The following is an 18196-nucleotide window of genomic DNA, read 5'->3' on the forward strand; positions in this document are numbered from 1 at the left end:
GATTATTCAGAGTGCTCAATACGCAAAATATCTTTTACAAATATATGATGCGGATTTTCATCTTTATCAATCATTGTACATACCGGAGCTTCTTCATCAAAGTATACAATCATTCCTTCTATGTACTGATACGTATGTTGAACTTGTACCGTTACTTTAATTTCTACAGCCTCTTCATATGCTCTTTTTATTTTCTGAAGCATTTTTGTGGAACACTTTCTTTTCTCTGGATACATGACCATCCCCATAAATCGGTTGCCAGTTCTATCTTTCCACATATAATCCCAATGCGGTAATATGCTTTGTTTAAAATCGCCCATAAGTCTCCTCCCCTATATTCTTCTAGTTACGAACGTGGCGTTTCTGAATATGTATAAATGACCTGTCCGCCGCGCTGTGCGTTACCAATGAAATGTTTAAAGTCTTCTCGATTTACTAAAACTTCTCTGAACGTATAAAATACATCTTTCGTAACAACATACTCCTTTATTTCACCATTTTTCAGCTGATCCAAAATTGTATTTGCTAATTCTTTATCCATGTATTTCACCTCTATGCAATATTTTATTTTATCTTATATTCTATAGGTCAACAACTGTAAAATTATCCAGATGCTATACCTTCATTTCATTTTCATTATTTTTCAAAAGATATCTCTTAATTATATGTCCACTAAATATCATATACTAACATAGCTACTTCTCTATATCAAACATTTCGACATGCAATTATGCAAAGTTCCATACCACTATGCTACAATATATAAATAGAACTAGGAGGGATACTATGATTCGGAAAGCAAAAAAGACAGATGCGAAACTGGTAGCACCTTTATTGTATAACGCTCTGCACGAAATTGCTGAAAAAATCACAGGTAGCACAGTTGAGACAGAAGTATTACTAGGACTTGAAACATGGTTCTCAAAAGAGAGAAATCGACTGAGCTATGAAAACTGTTTTGTATATGAGCAAGACGGGGGTGCAGTTGGAGTTATTGTCGCTTATCACGGTAGTGAAGCAACAATGCTTGATGCACCAATTGTACATCACTTAAGAGAATTACATAAAGATGAATCAATTACGTTAGAAAAAGAAGCTGAACTTGATGAATATTACATTGATACATTATCCGTTTCAAATGCATATGGCGGAAAAGGAATTGGTTCTAAATTAATTGAAGCTGCTGAAATTTATGCAACTGAAAAGGATCATGAAAAGATCGCATTACTTGTTAATTTAGAAAACAAACGTGCCTATTCACTATACGAAAAACTAGGTTATAAAAAAGATCAAATCGTTATGCTTGTAGGCGAACCTTATGCACATCTCGTAAAACGATTGAACATCAAAATTTCTATATCTTAAAAAAAGCACACGATTTATATAAATCGTGTGCTTTTATGTTAAATTCGTATTTAATACATTTCCATTCATCGCCTCATGAAACGTATATGTTGTACATCCCCATGGCTCTCTGTGCAAAATAGGAGAACCAGACCATCCCATCGCTCTCAGTTCGGCACCAATCATTACATTCACATAATTATGACCTACAAGAGCAATACTTCCATGTACGAGAGCGTAACGATGTAATAAGTAAGCCGCTTGTCTCGCCCTCTCTCTTACTTCCTTATAAGACTCAACATCTTTATGGTAACCAAGTATCCATAATGTTCGTCCGATAAACATCCATAGGTTAGGTTTACACTTCAACCATTTTGGAGCATAAAAGCTCGTCGGAACTGCAGCTTCTCTAAAGAGAGGATTTTGTATAAACGATAAAGAATCAATTAATTCAGCTGCTGACTGTACAGCACACTTTTGATCACTCGTTACAATCAATTTTGCCGCTTCAACCGCTTCCCTTGTTTCCGTAGGTACTGGTACTTTTTTTGTTATAGTATGTAAGTCATATCCTTTCATCCATTCATGAAAGGATGTAACCGTCATTGGTTCTATAGTACGATTTAAGCGACCATGACGAATAAAAGAAATCTTCATTCTTTCCACTCTCCATTCATCACTTACGAACTCTATTATGTACTATTTTTACATATCATACCACGCAAAAAAAAGAAAGTTATACAACTTTACATATCCCCCCCACTCTCATGTGTGACCCCAGCATGTATCCCATCCATCCCATCAAAATATGTAGTCGTTTCATGATGACGAATCTTTTTTAAATTTATATAAGAAAATACAAATAAAGTTAATACTATAACACTCCCCACAAATTCAAACATCATTTTACCGCCTCTAATTTCTCCCACTTTAGTAGGTTATTGTATGTTTTTATTATACCCCTATATAAAGATGTCTGCATTTAAACCTTTCTTTTTTTCTAATAACATGACATTTTTGCATATTTTCTTACAAAAAGTGAATATTTTTCGAATTTTTACTTTGGAAACATTTACAAAGTGGACAATATGGTTCAAAATAAGAGGAAATAAAAAAACCAAAATTATTCTTTTTTGGGAAAACTGTAACAAGGAGAGTTGCTTATGCAGATCGCAGAAACTGGAGATATCATTGAATTTAAAGGTGGAATGCAAGGCCGTGTTCAAAAAGTAAATCAAAACTCCGTTATTGTAGATATAACAATTATGGAGAATTTTAGAGAACTAGATATGGAACCTCTTACAGTTGTAAGTCATAAAAACTATACTGTCATTAATCAAAATGCATAATATAATAGAAAGAAAGGATCTGTATGTTATACAGATCCTTTCTTTCTATTATATATTAACGATTATCAATTGTTTCTGGATATAAATCATGGTTCATCATGCGGTAGTCAGCCATTTGTTCATACTTCGTTCCTGGGCGACCGTAGTTACAGTAAGGATCAATTGAAATCCCTCCACGTGGTGTGAATTTACCCCATACCTCGATGTAACGTGGATCCATTAATTTAATTAAGTCATTCATAATAACGTTCATACAATCTTCGTGGAAGTCACCATGATTGCGGAAACTAAATAAATATAGTTTTAAAGATTTACTCTCTACCATTCTTTGTTCTGGAATGTAGCTAATATAAATTGTCGCAAAATCTGGTTGGCCTGTTTTCGGACATAAGCTTGTAAATTCAGGACAATTGAATTTTACAAAATAATCACGGTTTGGATGATTATTATCAAAAACCTCTAAAATTTCTGGGCTATATTCAAATAAATATTTTGTATTTTGATTTCCTAATAATGTTACATCTTTTAAATCTTCATCTAATCTTCCTGCCATTTTAAACATCCCTTCTCATTATACTCCGCGTTTATTTCCCCATACTAACGCATGAAGCTGCGGCAATACTTTTGCATTATTCATTTCTTTGCAGTTAACCGCTTTTTCAATAAGCCACTCATACTTATCTAATAGCTTTTTAATCAACATCGCATCATCCACAGTTTTTGTATCATCATTTCCTACTTGTAAGAAAAATGGTACATCTGGATAACGTTCGTGCATCTTAACTGCATACTCAAAATCATAATCGTCAAATACTACTACCTTTAAGCTAATATCTTTTCCTGCTAGCTTCTGAATTACATCATCTAACTTCTGAAAATCAGTATTCATCGTCGAGCTTGGCGGCTTCGGAGAAATCGTTATTTCATCAATTTCAAGTAACCAATCTTGCCATTTGCTCCCTTGCGTTTCGATTGCCGTTCGCATTCCATTCTCTTTTAATATAGAAAGAAGAAACTCAATATTTTTCAACAATACCGGATTTCCACCTGAAATCGTAACATGAGAAAAATTTTCGCCGCCAATTTCTACAAGCTCATTCCAAACGTCTTCTGCTGTCATCTGTCTAATTTGATCTTTAGCCGATCCATCCCACGTAAAAGCAGAATCACACCAAGCGCAGCTATAATCACAGCCAGCTGTACGGATAAACATCGTCTTTTGTCCTACAACCATTCCTTCACCTTGAATAGTCGGACCAAATATTTCTAAGACAGGGATTTTACTCATCGAGCATCCACTCCCGTCTTACTTCTGCATAACTAGTCGGAGTCTCAAATAGACGAACAAATTCAACACGAGCTCCTTTATATTCATTCACACGATTATCTTTTGTTAACGCTTCTGCCATCTTTTCATAAATCCAAACGACCATATTTTCAGCAGTTGTATTCATCGCTGGTAACGTTTCGTTTAAATAACGATGATCTAAATAAATTTCTATTTCATTCTTCCAAATTTCTTTTATATCTCCAAAGTCAATTGCAAGACCGATTTCATTTACATATCCACTAATCCCAAATACAACTTTATATGTGTGACCATGTAAGTTTTTACATTTCCCTTCATAACAGTGTAGATGGTGTGCTGCATCAAATGTAAATTCCTTGCTGACCATTACTCGTTTATTATGATATTTGAGCTGTTTACGCTGAATATCCTTGTCCATTTTTTGCAAATTTTCTACGATGCGAAATCCAAAGAAATTATCCATTAGTTACTCGCTCCTTCGCGTTCTTGTAGGTACGTATCTAATCCTGCTTTACGAAGTTGACATGCTGGACATTCACCGCAACCATCACCAATGATTCCGTTATAACATGTTAATGTTTTTTCTCGAACAAACTCGAATGCTCCAAGTTCATCTGATAATTTCCATGTTTCCGCTTTATCAATCCACATAAGTGGTGTATGAATCACAAACGGATAATCCATGGATAAATTTAAAGTAACGTTTAACGATTTCACAAACACGTCACGGCAATCTGGATAACCACTAAAATCAGTTTCACATACACCCGTTACAATATGACGTGCTCCAACTTGTTTTGCTAATACAGCAGCAAATGATAAGAATAGTAAATTTCGTCCATCTACAAACGTCGATGGTAATTCCCCTTCTTCATGTGTAATCTCCATATCCGTTCTCGTTAACGCATTTGGAGCAAGTTGATTTAATAGACTCATATCTAGTACTGTATGTTTAATTCCTAGCTCTTTTGCAATTTCCGCTGCACAATCAATTTCTAACTTATGACGTTGATTGTAATTAAACGTTACAGCCTCTACTTCTGCAAACTGCTCTATTGCCCAAAATAAACATGTCGTACTATCTTGTCCTCCACTAAAAACAACAACTGCCTTTTCTTTTTTCATTTCACTCATTCTCCTTCTCTACTACGAATAAGAAGAAAGAACGTTCTTGAACTGTCACAATAAAAAAACAAAACAATACCTAAAGATATTGTTGTTTCCATAGTTTTTTATAGAGGGAGTTCGCGAACCTCTCCCGTGCATTGCACGGAATTCCTTCTTTCATTGACAAAGCTTATTGTAACATATTGTATACTACCAGAAAAAATTTCTGATTTTTCCGCTATTTCTCATTTCATTTCTTTCATTTTATAGTATGATTAATTTACTATAAGAAGAGAGGAGGCATCCCACTGAAATCCTTTATTATTTATCTCTTTCTAAATATATTATTCATCCTTGTTACAATGCTCGTATACCATTTATTTTGGAATCAAAAAGGGAAACGCTCTCCTAAATTAAATTCAGCTATATTTATTGTATTATGCTGCCTCGTTACTATACTATGTATCACTTTCGCAGCAAAAACAAATTATGGATTTCAATTTGATATGCGTCATATCGTATTAGTTGTCGGTACATTAACCGGAGGTCCTATTGCTGGTGGATCAATATTAGTTGTATTAAATATATATCGCTTCTTATTAGGAGGAATAGGTGTTTTCCCATCGCTTATCGGTTCTATCCTTCTATTTATTGTTCTACTATTTACATACAAATTTTTCAATCGAACTTCTAATCGTATAAAAATAATACTCGCTATTATATACAGTCTCACATACGGATTGAGTTGGATACCTTTCTTCCTTTCAAAGGTTACAAATAAGACTGATTATATACCACATATTATTGTGTATGAGTTATGTACGATACTTGGTACGATTCTTATTTTATATTTACTACACATATTACAAACTCAAGTTCGTCTCCAAAACGAACTTATGAATGCTGAAAAATTTCATTTAATTGGCGAAATGGCAGCGTCCATCTCTCATGAGATTCGCAATCCGTTAACTTCAACAAAAGGATTTTTACAACTTTTGCAGTCAGGTACATGCACTGAGCAAGAGCGAAAATTATATATTGACATAGCCATCAACGGAATCGAACAAGCAAATCACGTTCTTACAGATTATTTAACCTTTGCAAAACCAAGTATTGAAAAAGAACAAACATTACAGTTAGAAGAAGAACTACTGCATGCATTATCGTTAATTACACCGCTTGCTAATTTAACAAATGTGCGTACACATTATATAAAGCAAAGTACTTCTTTTTTTATCGCGGGAGAAAAACAAAAACTAAATCAATGTTTGTTAAATATTTTAAAAAACTGCATTGAGGCCATGCCAAAAGGCGGTGATCTTTATTTCACATTAGTTCCTGATCATAAACATATTCAATTATATATAAAAGATACAGGAGTTGGTATGGATCAAGAACAAGTAAAACGTCTTGGATCCCCTTTCTATTCAACAAAAGAAAAAGGTACTGGTCTTGGAATGATGGTCGTATTCAGTGTTGTGCAAGCTATGAACGGAAAAATTGATATTATAAGTGAAAAAGGTACAGGTACAACTTTCTTATTAACTTTTCCACTCATACAAAAAACGTGATGAAATACTCATCACGTTTTTTCTGTTCCTTCAACTAATTCAGCAAAAGCTTTCACTTTTCCATGTGGTTTTTGATTTTCTTTACGTGCTTTCCAAGCGCGCTCTTCTTCTTTCTTTTTATTGGACATACTTTTCAACTCCTTCTTTTCTTTCTCTCTGTAGTATTCCAAAATAAGAAGAAAAACTATGCACATATGAAAAAGAAGTGGTCTCCCACTTCTTCCTAATTATCGCTGTAAAATTGCGTGTTTCGCTTCTTTTAACTGCGTAAGATGTCTTTGTTCATGCAAATCAAGAAATTGAACCCACTGATATAAATTCAGATCATTAAAAACAGGATGCTTTAACCCATTTTCAAATAGGTCTTTTTCATCTATAACGCTATGAAGCGCATGTAATAGTTCTTGTCGTGAATGTTCTAGTAATTGGATTCCTTGCTGTTTTTTCATTAGCGTTTCTGTTGGTTTCATCTGCTGAGGAGCTTCTCGTTTATGTGTGCGATCCAGCGTAAGTTGGAGGTCTTTAAATGGAGTCGTGTTTCTTTCATTTTTTTGTAAGGCATATACAAGGGCAGACGTGACAGATTGTTCAACTAAATGCAAGTGATGCAAAATTTGAATAATACTCCATTTATCACGACGTGGCTTTACATTCACTTCTGTATCATTTAACATTTCAATTTCTGACAATAGCGTGCTTCGGGTAGACTGTAATGAGTTCACTAAACTTTCTAAACTCACATCCATATTAGATTGAAGCATACTTCTTTCCCCCCTTTTGTTGGTGAAAAGAGGCGCTCCTTATTAGAAACACCTCTTTAGTATTCTGAATTTTCTTTTATTATCTCATCATTTTCTCATTATGTCGATGTTAAACATGTGAAAAAAAGCGCATGTTTTTTACAATTTTGTGTCGTCAATTGCTTGTAGCCATGCTTCAATTTCTGTAATAACACTTTTCACACAGCCTTCAGCAAATGGTGATGTTAAATTGGCAACTTCTACTAATTCCAAGAATGATTTACTTCCACCTTGTTGGCACAGATTCACATAATCTTCCCACGCCTCTTGTCTATTATCTCTTGCACGTTTCCAAAATTGCAGTGCACAAATTTGTGCTAACGTGTAGTCAATATAGTAGAACGGCGAGCTATAAATATGTCCTTGACGTTGCCAGAATCCACCGCGCTCTAAATAATCATTATCTTCATAATCACGATGCGGTAAATACTTTTTCTCTATATTACGCCATGCTGTCTTACGATCTTCTGGTGATGCTTCAGGGTTTTCATATACATAATGTTGATATTCATCAACAGATACACCATACGGTAAAAACAGAAGTGCTGAACTTAAGTGAGAGAAGTAATATTTATCTGCATCTTCTTCAAAGAATAACTTCATCCATGGCCATGTGAAGAATTCCATACTCATAGAGTGAATTTCACACGCTTCATATGTTGGCCAATTATATTCTGGAATTTCAAATTTACGACTTTCGTATACTTGGAAAGCATGGCCTGCTTCATGTGTTAATACGTCAATATCACCAGACGTTCCGTTAAAATTCGAGAAGATAAACGGCGCTTTATAATTCTCAATATATGTACAATATCCACCGCCAGCTTTTCCTTTTTTCGCAACTAAATCTAATAAATCATTATCTAACATGAAATTGAAAAATTCATCTGTTTCAGCCGATAACTCTTTATACATCGTTTTTCCATGATTAACAATCCAATCCGCATCTCCTTTTGGAGTTGGGTTACCTGTAGGGAATTCAAAGTTTTCGTCGTAATATGCTAACTTCTCTACACCGATACGTGCTTGTTGACGTTTTCTTAATTCCGTTGTAACGGGAACGATATAATCTAGCACTTGCTGACGATAATTTGCTACCATTTCCGCATTATAATCTGTACGGTACATTCTTGCATATCCAAGTTCAACAAAGTTTTTGAAACCTAAAGATTTGGCGATTTTCGTTCTCACTTTAACAAGCTCGTCATAAATACGATCTAACTCTTCTTCATTCTCAGCTAAAAATCCGTAATACGCCTCACTTGCTGCTTTACGTTCACTTCTCTCTTTCCCTTGCATAAATGGAATAAGCTGTGATAAAGTTCTTTCTTCTCCTGCAAAATCAATTTTTGCAGATGCTAATAATTGTGTATATTGTGAAGACAATTTATTCTCTAATTGTAAATCCTTCACGACTTCATCAGAATATGTTTTTAAATCACACTCCGCAAGAGCAAATAATTGCTTCCCATAATACGCTTCTAATTCTTCACGGAATGGAGAATGAATTAACGCATTATAATACTTTGTACCATATCCTTGTACAACTGGAGAGAATTCATCAAAGAAATCTTGCTCTTTCTTATAAAAAGCATCTGTTGTATCAACAGAATGACGAATGTAACAAAGATTCCCCATTGTACCAAAATCATTACGAATTTCGTTAATTGAATGAATGACTTGTTTTTGTTCCTCTACAGTTTTTGCGTTATCAAACCTCTCTAAAGCAGCTGTAAACTTCTCTTTTAATTCTTCAATATTTGGCCTTTTATATTCATAGTCTTTAAATGACATGAACGAGCCTCCTCTCCATTAAATGCATCCTTTACTATAATTCAATACTTACTTCCAAATCTCCTCTTATTCTTCAACAAAATACGGCATATACTGCCATCATTACATGTAAACAAAAAAGCTTTGGATTTCTTTATCCAAAGCTCCTTTGGAACATATTATTACTTTTCATACTTTCCAATCTTTTTTAATAGATCCAGTAATTCGTCCTTTTCCTCTTTCGTTAACATTTCAAAAGACTGATGAATAACTTGCTCATGCCCTGGAAAAATAGAAGAAATAAAGTTCTCTCCAGATTCAGTTAATTGTGCATAAATAACACGTCGGTCATTCGGGCATGGAATTCTCTTTACTAGTCCCTTTTTCTCTAACTTATCTACAACATATGTAATGCTGCCACTAGCTATTAAAATACGCTCACCAATTTGCTGAAGTGGTTGACCGCCTTTATGATATAGCAGTTCTAATACAGCAAACTCAGTTGGATTTAAACCGTTACTTTGTATAGACTTATTTGTCGTATCCATAACAGAACGATGTACACGAGATAATGCAATAAATACTTTTAAAGATTGAGAAATATCTTCTCGTTCATTATTTGATGTCATACAACTTTCAACCCTTCATTTAAATTCTCAGTAATAAAAAGAACAAAATAGTACTTCATATAAATTCCGAATGAGTATTCACTCATTCATTATCTCTCCCCAAATATATTATGAATGATTCTTGAATAAAAACATGACAATTTTAACATAGTTTATATATAATGATAATAAAAAAGAAGGAGTACCAAATTTGAAATTCAAATTCCACAGCATAGTTTTATATATATTGCTTGTTATCCTACCAACAACAGGGATTGGTGCTACATTTTATTCATATCATTCGTATAAAATGAAACAAGAAAATAAACAAGTTGCCCATACGGTTCTCTTTTTATATAGAGACTATTTAGATCACCACCTTGGCGAAGCAATTTCTGCCCTAGAAATGCTCGCAAAGGTCGTAGGAACCGAGACTGGAAATATTAATGGGATGAAAGAAATTGTACATGATACAGATGGAAACGATGCACGTTTTTCTGGTCTATATTACGCTACACCAGAAGGTATCATTACAATCGCATCGGAAGGTGACCAACCACCTGTTGATGTCTCAGATCGTAAATATATTCAAAACGCATTACAAACTAAGAAAACAACTGTATCATCCGTCATTACAGATCGTGTTCTTGGCCATCAAGCTATTATGATTGCTTCCCCCATTTTTAATAAACAGAAGGAGCTCTCAGGCTTATTGTTAGCAAGTTTACGCTTTGACTACATTTCATCATCTTTAAATGCCATTAAGCCACAATACCATTTTGAAGTAACTGATAAGTATGATGTAGTTTTTCTAACCGATGATAATAACGAAACAAGTGATGCACATTCTAATATGCTTACTACTCCACTCCAAAGATTAGATTGGAAGGTCTCTGTTTCTCCGTTACCTATTCATCAAAAAACTTTAAACCAGTGGGTTGCCGTAGAATGTATAGCTACTTTATTTTTAATGTCAATTTTATTTTTACTCGCTCAATATATGTTGTTAAAACGACAAACAAAACTAGAAAGACAACAAAATGAACTACAAAAAATTGAATTAGTTGGAACTTTTGCAGCTAGTACCGCCCACGAAATCCGTAATCCACTTACCGGAATTAAAGGGCTCGTCGCTCTATTAAAAGAGAAATATAAAGATGAACAAGATCAGTTCTATTTTTCCATCATCGAACAAGAAATAGGACGAATTAATGAAATTGTAAGTGAATTTCTTATTCTTGGAAAACCAACTGCAATCATTGAACAAACATATGATGTGAGAACCATTCTAAATGAGGTAGCATTAATTATTCAATCTGAGGCGAATCTACATAATATTGTATTCCATTTACATTTGCCAGACCGTCCTGTTCATATCCGGTGCTCAAAAGACCATATGAAACAAGTGGTTTTAAACATTACAAAAAATGCAATTGAAGCTATGACTTCTGGCGATACACTAACTATTTTCGTAACAAACAATGAAACACACGCACAATTGCAAATTATAGATACTGGAAAAGGGATTCCAAAACATATTCAAAAACACCTCTTTCATCCGTTCTTTACTAATAAAGATACTGGAACAGGTCTTGGACTTATCATATGTAAACGAATTATAGAGATGTACAACGGGCATATTTTTATTAACAGTATAGAAAACGAAGGAACGACAGTTCATATCGAAATTCCGTTACACATAGTATAATTATCCTTATCCCTAAAGGGTAATTATACTTATTTCATAAAACCAGCCACAAGCATTCGCCAAAAATTACTTGATTTCCCTTCATACCCAATTTGAAAAATAGGTACCTTTATAATTGATAACCATTTTGGTGTTTGTTTTTCTTTATAACACTGGTACTGTAAAATAAGCTTGTCCAATTCTTGACTAACTTGAATCGTCTCCGTACTATTTAACCCACTCGTTAAACCTAATTGAATCATCTCTTCACGTTTCATATGAATATCACGTGAAAGCTTTTCTAATGTGTACTTCCTTTTTACAGTAAACATTCATATCCCCCTTATTATACTTCCATGCTCTCTACTTCACTTCTCCATTGAACTTTTAACTGCTTATCATATTTGAATTTGAAGAATCAGAAAATTTAACATTTTCTCCCTGTAATTTACAAATCTTTACCCTCACTTTGAGAATTATTACAAATTATTCTATCTTTGTAAATACATTCGCAATAATAGACAATTTTTTTATCTCCTTTTTTTACAAACACCAATTAAATAGCGGATTCCCTATTTTCCATATACTTTTCTTCGACATTTTTTGTTTAATTTATATAAAAACGCAAACCATAATGGTGATTGATAATATAGAAAGGAAATAGTTATATGCACAAATATACGATTGCATTGCTTATTTTGACTATGTTTTTACCATCCTTCTTGTTTCCTGTTGAGGCCAAGGCCCATACAAATAAAGTAGCTATTGTCATTGATGACTTCGGCAATAATATGAAAGGAACTGATAAAATGTTATCACTTCCTATTCCACTAACTGTTGCTGTTATGCCTTTTCTTCCTTCTACAAAAGAAGATGCGATAGCGGCTCATAAGAAAGGACACGAAGTTATTATACATATGCCAATGGAACCGATTAAAGGTAAAAAAGAATGGCTTGGACCAAAAGCAATTACAACTGATTTAAGCGACGAAGAAATAAATAATCGACTCGAACAAGCGATTCAAGAAGTACCACATGCAATTGGGATGAATAATCATATGGGATCAAAGGTGACTGCAGACGAAAGAATTGTACGACTTATACTCGCAGCTTGTAAAAAACACGGTTTATTTTATTTAGATAGCAAAACAAATCCTAAGAGTGTCGTCCCAAAAATCGGGAAAGAATTAGGAGTACCAATTATTGAAAATCAATTATTTTTTGATGACGTGTACACAGCGGCTCATATTTCAAAACAAGCCCAATTACTCATTAAAAAACTTCAAGAAAAACCGATTATGGTAGCTATCGGACATGTTGGGCCTCCAGGTGAAATTACATCACGTGTTATAGAAACCTCTATTCCTAAAATTCGTGAACATGCAGATTTTATTTTTTTATCCGATTTAGCATTATCTCCGCCTCCTGTTTCAAAATAAGATTCATGACTCAAACTAAAAAAGAGAGCAATCTGCATATAGCAAATTGCTCCCTTTCCTTTTCATCTTAAATATAATCTACATGACTCACCCTGAATCCTTTTTTCTCTATTTTTTCGATTAATTGCTTTAATCTTTTTTCATTTAACTCATCTGTTATATTGACAATAACGCGGCGAATATATTGATCGCCGTTATCTAGCGTAAATAGTCCACCGATATGAAATGCTTTCAACAATGTCCCAAGTTCTTTAATCGTTCCCTTACAATCTTGTGTTGCAATCGTTAATATATAACCACCCGTCCGCATACCAAATGAATCCTCAATAACATCAAATATATTGGAATGCGTTAAGATGCCAACAAATTCATTATAATCATTTAGTACAGCTAAAAACGGCAAACGACGAATAACATAAAATGCTCTGAAAAAAGAGTCCTTTTCAAAAATAAATGCAGTGGAATCTTCCAGCATATGTTCCGTACTTAATTCCTCTAATCCACCATTACACTTCTTTTCTAAAAGATCCACTTTATAAATAATCCCCATGAATTTCTTTTCATCTTCTGCTAATACAGGGATTGCTCGAAATCCCGTTTCATTCATAATTTGCAGAGCCTTCTTACCTGAATCGTTCATTTTGCAAAATGTTACTTGCTGTTTTGGCAGAAAATGATATTTAACTCGCAAAATATGTTCCTCCTTACATGTCAACATGTAATCTATATATAATAAGGAGACCTATATTTTATGAGTAAAATTATTTTTAAAACGCTTTCATTTACTTATTGACTTGTAACGACATCACAAACATTTCATATAACAGAGCTCTTTGCACCTTTTATCATTAACAATTTTACATGGTAGTTCATTAAATATTCTATACCCTCCAACCATTTTTTCGCGTATTCTGGAGTTTTTCCCCACACAATCATGCCATAATTATGAACGAGAACTACTCCTCCACCTTCAATAAAATTCGGCACATTATTCTCTAATAAATCTGCGAATTTTTTCTCATCTTCTACAATGGGAATTGTCATTTCTGTTATACCTTCTTTTCCAAAAACACGTTCCACGCTACGTTTATCGAATGTTACTTCCCCTTTTTCTCCATACAACTCTGATATTAAATGACTATCTACAGTCTGTACTTGTAAAATACATTCTGCACTACTTTTTTTATAAATATCTGCATGCATAAATGATTCCGCAGCTGGTTTTTCTTCATTTTCAAATACTGGTTCACACATACAGTTTACAACAATAAAATCTTCTTCTGAAAATAACCCTTTATCTCTTCCTTCAACGTTTACTAAAAAAGTTAACGGCTCTTTTGACGTACAAAGTGATAAGCTAATTTTTGTACCATAAAACCAATCACGAAGTGCTAGTTCAGATTTCACATCTTTTAATTCATTCCATTTCTTTAGAAAAAATAACATTTCGTCACCCCCGGCGTAATATTCATATAATGTTCGAATCCTTTCTATGTAAAAGGAGTATTTTTTGATTATTCTAAAAATTTAATTGAATTATCACATGAGAACGCCTTTTTGTCAATATAGTTTCACGTCTCTTCTTTAAAAAGGGCTATTCATATGTCTATACTCCTGTATATTGACTATTTCATTTTATACATAAAAAATACGTTATTCTTTTTCAATCAAAGAATAACGTATTTTCTCATCTTTTATTTCATTATTGCGTTATATAAGAACTGTGCATATTGTTCACGTGTTACAAAATCATCACCTAAAAAGTTTCCTTTTCCATCACCTTTTGATATGTTATTGTCCGCTAACGCTTTCACATATTCTTCTGCCCAATGACCAGTTGGTACATCATTAAAGTTCACTTTATTATTTTCATCTTCTTTTAGCTGAAATACTTTATATAATACTACAGACATTTCGTATCGAGTTAATACTCCATCTGGACGAAACTCCCCAGTACCATCTCCTTGCATAATTCCAGCTTGCGCAACTGTAGCAATATCTTGCTCAAACATATGTCCCTTCGTATCTGTAAATCTCTCTTTCTGCTCTACTTTATTTTCTAATTTCAAATACCTTTGTACTAAAGACGCAACTTGTCCACGAGTAATACGATCCCCAAATCCAAATTGTCCATTTCCATATCCCTTAAAAATATTTTCTTTCGCTAAATAATGAATTGCTTCCTCTGACCAATGTCCTTTTGGTACATCTTTAAATTCTACTACTCCTACTTTTTCATCTTCTTTAGAATTATTGTCTTCTTTAGAAGTGTTATCTTCTTTACTTTCTACCACATTTTGAATCACAGATCCTGTGAAGAAGATTCCTGTATCCGCAAATGGATCTTTTACACCAAATTCATATACTTTCTCACCCGGTGTACTCCACTTAACTGCATCATTACTATACGTACCACCTTCGCTCTTTAAACGAATTTTTGTAGAGATTTTACCATCTTTCTCGTATATAGGTACTTTTACTTCTTTATTTACTTCTGTTTCCTCTAAAAATACTTTTTGATTTTGAACATTGATATAGGCTGTTTTACTTAGTTCTATAACTGGTCGAACATCACGAATTTCATTTGCAACAAAACTTAAGAATACTAACTTTTTCAAATTGCTAGCTGGTGTTAAGTCTGAAATATAATTCGCTTCTAAATCAAGCTTTTGTAAGTTTACTAGACTTGATAATGGAGTAATATCCTTTAACTCATTGTTAGGTAAGTGTAATTGTTTTAACTGTGTCATCTTACTTAGAGGAGTAACATCTTTTATTTCATTTTTCCCGATCCACAATTCTTCTAATTGCTTCATTTGCTCAATACCGGATAAATCTTTTACTTTATTACGTGTTAATACTAAGTCTTTTAAAGGTAATGAATATAACGGTTTAATATCTTCGATTTGATTACCTGCTAAAGTTAAATATGTTACATTTTTCAACGCGCTTAATGGCGCAACATTCGTAATTTTATTATTTGCTAAATTCAAGTAATCTAGTTGTTCCATTTTCGCTAATGCTGTTACATCTTCTATTTGGTTGCCTGATAAATATAAACTTTTTACATTTTTCATTTCAATTAATGGTGCAACGTTCGTAATTTTATTATTACTTAAATCAAGAGAATCTAAATGATCCATCTTAACAAGTGGTGTTACATCTGAAAATTCATTACCACGTAAAGCTAAATGTTTCAATTGTTTTAAGCTCGTAAAGAATGATGGATCTTTTATCTTCGCATTCGCAACTGTTAAAGATTTTAAATTTGGCATATATTTTAATGCACTATAATCCAGTATCTCATTCGTATTTAAAAACAAGTCCTTTACTTGTAATAACTCTTCTTTCGTGATTGGTGTATTTAAATCTTTTCTATTAAATACCTTTTTATTAACAAGCTCTCTTAATTTATTATCTGTTATCATATTTTGATTATCAACTGGATGATCCGTCTCCGTATTGCCTGAATTAGAGTTATCATCTCGTTTCTCTGTTTCTTTGTCACCTACAGTTGGATCTTTAATTTCAAATTGAACTTGATATTTGTGATCATATCCAATAGCCGGAATAAGTATATGCATTTGCATATTGTGCTTCTTCTCAAACTCGCCAATTTCAAATTGAACTACTTTCGTTCCATTCTTCCTCTTATCTTCTGACAAAACTTTCACATCATGAAATACGCCAGGTTGGTTTTTATCCTCTATTCTAAGGTATTGAAAATAATCGCTATCTTGCATTGTTACAGTTACAATTTTTTTCCCATCCGCAATCGTTACCTTAGGATCTTTTATATATTGAGAAACCATAGATGGCTCGTCTTTTTGATCCTTATATATTTTAATCTCAGTATCTTATGTACGTTCACTAGCTGCCGCTACCGATTGGTTTGCTTCAATTTTTATTGCTGCTAACGCTGAAGTAGAGTATGCAGCAAATGGAATTGCTAATGTTGTCGCTACTACTAGCGCCTTCATATAATTTTTTTTCAAAATAATATCCCCTATCATATATAATCTTTATAATTGATAAACATTATCAATTACTCATAAATAAATGATAATGAATATCATTATCGATGTCAACGAGAATATTACATTAAATTTATATTTTTAAAGGCAAAAAATATAAAAGCCCTTTATTCAAAGAGCTTTTTTACCTATCGTATGAAGAATTTCATTTTTCTCCTTCTCATTGATGACACCAATTTTTCGCAAAATATTTGCATACAATACAAGTTTATTATATATCCGTTCTGACATACTTCCCCTTCTTTCCTTCGACCAACTTTTTTTGTATTGGTAAATTATATGAAAGAGATGGGAAAATGTGTCCACTTTTTTTGCATAAATACAAATCTTTTATCCCGCTATTTGCAGGCAGTAAAACTCCCACCTCACAATCAGGTGGGAGTTCTACGTATTTAACAAATTGTCCATTGAATATTATGCCTTTTAACTTCCTCTTCAAAACTATAGGGCATTTTCTTATCACAAATTACATGTTGAATGCGCGAAAACGCTGCTATTCGGTAATTTCCTTTTACGCCTACCTTTGTATGATCACATAAAATATATGTTTTCTCTGCTAATTTCATCATCGCTTCTGACAGTTTCGCCTTTTCTAATTCAAAACTAGAAACTCCAAAACCAGGTAATAATCCATCAATCGAAACAAATGCTTTATGAAAATGAAATTGCTGGATAACTTGCTGCGAAATAGATCCTGATACACGTGAATGTTTTGGAGATACCTTTCCACCAATAAATAAAACTTCACCGTGAAACATCTTTTTATTAATAGAAGAAATTAATTGTGTCGCTACTGGAAATGAACTTGTTACAATCGTTAAATTTTTGCGATGTACAAGATATGGTACCATTTGAAGTGGTGTACTTCCGTCATCAATCGCAATAACATCTCCATCTTCTACAAATGTTGCTGCTTTATACCCAATTCGCTTCTTCTCTTCTATATGTAGCATCTCTCGTTCTAACATTGGTGCCTCTATTCCAGCTCCCGGAAGTTGGACGGCTCCACCATACACTTTCTTCAACTTCTTTTCACGATCCAATTCTTCTAAATAACGACGAATCGTCTCTGTTGATACAGCAAACTCTCTCGCTAATTCTGAAACTTTTACCTTCCCTTTAAACTCTACCTTCTCAAGAATGGTTCGCTTTCTTTCTTCACCTACTACAGACAT

The 18196-nt window shown here is 33.4% G+C and carries 21 protein-coding genes, 1 pseudogene and 1 riboswitch; of the genes and pseudogenes, 5 read left to right on the top strand and 17 right to left on the bottom strand.

Annotation, left to right across the window (positions count from 1 at the left end):
• Positions 1 to 2: 2 nt before the first annotated feature.
• On the bottom strand, positions 3 to 320 hold the full coding sequence (locus tag MR147_RS07900; RefSeq protein WP_074608717.1) for a hypothetical protein: 318 nt from the start codon (positions 318 to 320) through the stop codon (positions 3 to 5).
• 26 nt (positions 321 to 346) lie between these two features.
• The gene (locus MR147_RS07905; RefSeq protein ID WP_000356683.1) at positions 347 to 541 is read right to left on the bottom strand and encodes a hypothetical protein; all 195 of its coding nucleotides are present in this window, start codon (positions 539 to 541) and stop codon (positions 347 to 349) included.
• A 245-nt stretch (positions 542 to 786) separates the two neighbouring features.
• Between MR147_RS07905 and MR147_RS07910 the strand changes: the two genes are divergently transcribed.
• Entirely contained in the window at positions 787 to 1365 is a 579-nt protein-coding gene (locus MR147_RS07910) for a GNAT family N-acetyltransferase (RefSeq protein ID WP_074608719.1), read from the top strand.
• A gap of 33 nt (positions 1366 to 1398) precedes the next feature.
• On the opposite strand, the gene MR147_RS07915 is transcribed toward MR147_RS07910, so the two are convergent.
• Positions 1399 to 2001 carry a histidine phosphatase family protein gene (locus MR147_RS07915; RefSeq protein ID WP_242303908.1) on the bottom strand — a complete coding sequence of 201 codons (603 nt, stop codon included), beginning with the start codon at positions 1999 to 2001 and terminating at the stop codon, positions 1399 to 1401.
• A gap of 89 nt (positions 2002 to 2090) precedes the next feature.
• Positions 2091 to 2246, bottom strand: a complete 156-nt coding sequence (locus tag MR147_RS07920; RefSeq protein WP_070807279.1) for a hypothetical protein — start codon at positions 2244 to 2246, stop codon at positions 2091 to 2093.
• 261 nt (positions 2247 to 2507) lie between these two features.
• On the opposite strand from MR147_RS07920, the gene MR147_RS07925 reads away from it, so the two are divergent.
• Positions 2508 to 2693, top strand: coding sequence for a YkvS family protein (locus MR147_RS07925; RefSeq protein ID WP_001165081.1), 186 nt, complete (start codon positions 2508 to 2510; stop codon positions 2691 to 2693).
• Between the two features lie 55 nt (positions 2694 to 2748).
• On the opposite strand, the gene queF is transcribed toward MR147_RS07925, so the two are convergent.
• Genes queF through queC form a run of 4 tightly spaced genes read right to left on the bottom strand, consistent with a single transcriptional unit; the run spans position 2749 to position 5127 of the window.
• Positions 2749 to 3246 carry a preQ(1) synthase gene (gene queF / locus MR147_RS07930; protein ID WP_000918895.1) on the bottom strand — a complete coding sequence of 166 codons (498 nt, stop codon included), beginning with the start codon at positions 3244 to 3246 and terminating at the stop codon, positions 2749 to 2751.
• Positions 3247 to 3264: 18 nt separating this feature from the next.
• Positions 3265 to 3981, bottom strand: coding sequence for a 7-carboxy-7-deazaguanine synthase QueE (queE, locus tag MR147_RS07935; protein ID WP_000036283.1), 717 nt, complete (start codon positions 3979 to 3981; stop codon positions 3265 to 3267).
• Positions 3974 to 4465 (bottom strand): 6-carboxytetrahydropterin synthase QueD, encoded by a 492-nt coding sequence (queD, locus tag MR147_RS07940; RefSeq protein WP_000368413.1) that lies wholly within the window; start codon positions 4463 to 4465, stop codon positions 3974 to 3976. Before queD ends, queE begins: the two co-directional genes overlap by 8 nt.
• Positions 4465 to 5127: a 7-cyano-7-deazaguanine synthase QueC gene (queC, locus tag MR147_RS07945; protein ID WP_000711596.1), complete on the bottom strand. Its 663-nt coding sequence runs from the start codon at positions 5125 to 5127 to the stop codon at positions 4465 to 4467. Before queC ends, queD begins: the two co-directional genes overlap by 1 nt.
• 93 nt (positions 5128 to 5220) lie before the next feature.
• Positions 5221 to 5264, bottom strand: a riboswitch (PreQ1 riboswitch).
• A gap of 207 nt (positions 5265 to 5471) precedes the next feature.
• On the opposite strand from queC, the gene kinB reads away from it, so the two are divergent.
• Complete coding sequence (gene kinB, locus MR147_RS07950; RefSeq protein ID WP_001993722.1) at positions 5472 to 6680, top strand: sporulation sensor histidine kinase KinB; 1209 nt, start codon at positions 5472 to 5474, stop codon at positions 6678 to 6680.
• An 11-nt stretch (positions 6681 to 6691) separates the two neighbouring features.
• On the opposite strand, the gene MR147_RS07955 is transcribed toward kinB, so the two are convergent.
• From MR147_RS07955 to MR147_RS07970, 4 genes are all read right to left on the bottom strand, one after another.
• On the bottom strand, positions 6692 to 6808 hold the full coding sequence (locus MR147_RS07955; RefSeq protein ID WP_000066280.1) for a DUF6254 family protein: 117 nt from the start codon (positions 6806 to 6808) through the stop codon (positions 6692 to 6694).
• A 99-nt stretch (positions 6809 to 6907) separates the two neighbouring features.
• Complete coding sequence (locus MR147_RS07960; protein WP_000941973.1) at positions 6908 to 7441, bottom strand: DinB family protein; 534 nt, start codon at positions 7439 to 7441, stop codon at positions 6908 to 6910.
• A 138-nt stretch (positions 7442 to 7579) separates the two neighbouring features.
• The gene (locus MR147_RS07965; protein ID WP_000008562.1) at positions 7580 to 9274 is read right to left on the bottom strand and encodes a M3 family oligoendopeptidase; all 1695 of its coding nucleotides are present in this window, start codon (positions 9272 to 9274) and stop codon (positions 7580 to 7582) included.
• A gap of 161 nt (positions 9275 to 9435) precedes the next feature.
• Positions 9436 to 9882: a MarR family winged helix-turn-helix transcriptional regulator gene (locus MR147_RS07970; protein WP_000203341.1), complete on the bottom strand. Its 447-nt coding sequence runs from the start codon at positions 9880 to 9882 to the stop codon at positions 9436 to 9438.
• Positions 9883 to 10072: 190 nt separating this feature from the next.
• Between MR147_RS07970 and MR147_RS07975 the strand changes: the two genes are divergently transcribed.
• Positions 10073 to 11569 carry a DUF3149 domain-containing protein gene (locus tag MR147_RS07975; protein ID WP_242303909.1) on the top strand — a complete coding sequence of 499 codons (1497 nt, stop codon included), beginning with the start codon at positions 10073 to 10075 and terminating at the stop codon, positions 11567 to 11569.
• A gap of 29 nt (positions 11570 to 11598) precedes the next feature.
• On the opposite strand, the gene MR147_RS07980 is transcribed toward MR147_RS07975, so the two are convergent.
• Positions 11599 to 11880: an aspartyl-phosphate phosphatase Spo0E family protein gene (locus tag MR147_RS07980; protein ID WP_000495540.1), complete on the bottom strand. Its 282-nt coding sequence runs from the start codon at positions 11878 to 11880 to the stop codon at positions 11599 to 11601.
• Positions 11881 to 12216: 336 nt separating this feature from the next.
• Here MR147_RS07980 and MR147_RS07985 point away from each other — a divergent pair, with 336 nt between their 5' ends.
• A complete protein-coding gene (locus MR147_RS07985; RefSeq protein WP_000549803.1) occupies positions 12217 to 12987 on the top strand; it encodes a divergent polysaccharide deacetylase family protein in 771 nt (256 codons plus the stop codon).
• A gap of 67 nt (positions 12988 to 13054) precedes the next feature.
• Here the strand turns inward: MR147_RS07985 and cbpA are convergent, their stop codons facing one another.
• The 4 genes and pseudogenes from cbpA to MR147_RS08005 all read right to left on the bottom strand — a co-directional run bounded on the left by cbpA (position 13055) and on the right by MR147_RS08005 (position 18196).
• Positions 13055 to 13678 (bottom strand): cyclic di-AMP binding protein CbpA, encoded by a 624-nt coding sequence (gene cbpA, locus MR147_RS07990; protein WP_001264219.1) that lies wholly within the window; start codon positions 13676 to 13678, stop codon positions 13055 to 13057.
• 125 nt (positions 13679 to 13803) lie between these two features.
• Complete coding sequence (locus tag MR147_RS07995) at positions 13804 to 14433, bottom strand: class II aldolase/adducin family protein (RefSeq protein ID WP_000895995.1); 630 nt, start codon at positions 14431 to 14433, stop codon at positions 13804 to 13806.
• Between the two features lie 248 nt (positions 14434 to 14681).
• Positions 14682 to 17000: pseudogene (locus MR147_RS08000) on the bottom strand (NEAT domain-containing leucine-rich repeat protein).
• 413 nt (positions 17001 to 17413) lie between these two features.
• The gene (locus tag MR147_RS08005) at positions 17414 to 18196 is read right to left on the bottom strand and encodes a DeoR/GlpR family DNA-binding transcription regulator (protein ID WP_000117662.1); all 783 of its coding nucleotides are present in this window, start codon (positions 18194 to 18196) and stop codon (positions 17414 to 17416) included.

Source organism: Bacillus cereus group sp. BfR-BA-01350 (genome assembly GCF_022663775.1).
Taxonomy (GTDB): domain Bacteria; phylum Bacillota; class Bacilli; order Bacillales; family Bacillaceae_G; genus Bacillus_A; species Bacillus_A paranthracis.

Bases quoted from the DNA above. Each gene is read 5' to 3' on its own strand.
- MR147_RS07900 (WP_074608717.1), bottom strand. From the start codon at position 320: ATGGGCGATTTTAAACAAAGCATATTACCGCATTGGGATTATATGTGG.
- MR147_RS07905 (WP_000356683.1), bottom strand. From the start codon at position 541: ATGGATAAAGAATTAGCAAATACAATTTTGGATCAGCTGAAAAATGGT.
- MR147_RS07910 (WP_074608719.1), top strand. From the start codon at position 787: ATGATTCGGAAAGCAAAAAAGACAGATGCGAAACTGGTAGCACCTTTA.
- MR147_RS07915 (WP_242303908.1), bottom strand. From the start codon at position 2,001: ATGAAGATTTCTTTTATTCGTCATGGTCGCTTAAATCGTACTATAGAA.
- MR147_RS07920 (WP_070807279.1), bottom strand. From the start codon at position 2,246: ATGTTTGAATTTGTGGGGAGTGTTATAGTATTAACTTTATTTGTATTT.
- MR147_RS07925 (WP_001165081.1), top strand. From the start codon at position 2,508: ATGCAGATCGCAGAAACTGGAGATATCATTGAATTTAAAGGTGGAATG.
- queF (WP_000918895.1), bottom strand. From the start codon at position 3,246: ATGGCAGGAAGATTAGATGAAGATTTAAAAGATGTAACATTATTAGGA.
- queE (WP_000036283.1), bottom strand. From the start codon at position 3,981: ATGAGTAAAATCCCTGTCTTAGAAATATTTGGTCCGACTATTCAAGGT.
- queD (WP_000368413.1), bottom strand. From the start codon at position 4,465: ATGGATAATTTCTTTGGATTTCGCATCGTAGAAAATTTGCAAAAAATG.
- queC (WP_000711596.1), bottom strand. From the start codon at position 5,127: ATGAAAAAAGAAAAGGCAGTTGTTGTTTTTAGTGGAGGACAAGATAGT.
- kinB (WP_001993722.1), top strand. From the start codon at position 5,472: ATGCTCGTATACCATTTATTTTGGAATCAAAAAGGGAAACGCTCTCCT.
- MR147_RS07955 (WP_000066280.1), bottom strand. From the start codon at position 6,808: ATGTCCAATAAAAAGAAAGAAGAAGAGCGCGCTTGGAAAGCACGTAAA.
- MR147_RS07960 (WP_000941973.1), bottom strand. From the start codon at position 7,441: ATGCTTCAATCTAATATGGATGTGAGTTTAGAAAGTTTAGTGAACTCA.
- MR147_RS07965 (WP_000008562.1), bottom strand. From the start codon at position 9,274: ATGTCATTTAAAGACTATGAATATAAAAGGCCAAATATTGAAGAATTA.
- MR147_RS07970 (WP_000203341.1), bottom strand. From the start codon at position 9,882: ATGACATCAAATAATGAACGAGAAGATATTTCTCAATCTTTAAAAGTA.
- MR147_RS07980 (WP_000495540.1), bottom strand. From the start codon at position 11,880: ATGTTTACTGTAAAAAGGAAGTACACATTAGAAAAGCTTTCACGTGAT.
- MR147_RS07985 (WP_000549803.1), top strand. From the start codon at position 12,217: ATGCACAAATATACGATTGCATTGCTTATTTTGACTATGTTTTTACCA.
- MR147_RS07995 (WP_000895995.1), bottom strand. From the start codon at position 14,433: ATGTTATTTTTTCTAAAGAAATGGAATGAATTAAAAGATGTGAAATCT.
- MR147_RS08005 (WP_000117662.1), bottom strand. From the start codon at position 18,196: ATGTCTGTAGTAGGTGAAGAAAGAAAGCGAACCATTCTTGAGAAGGTA.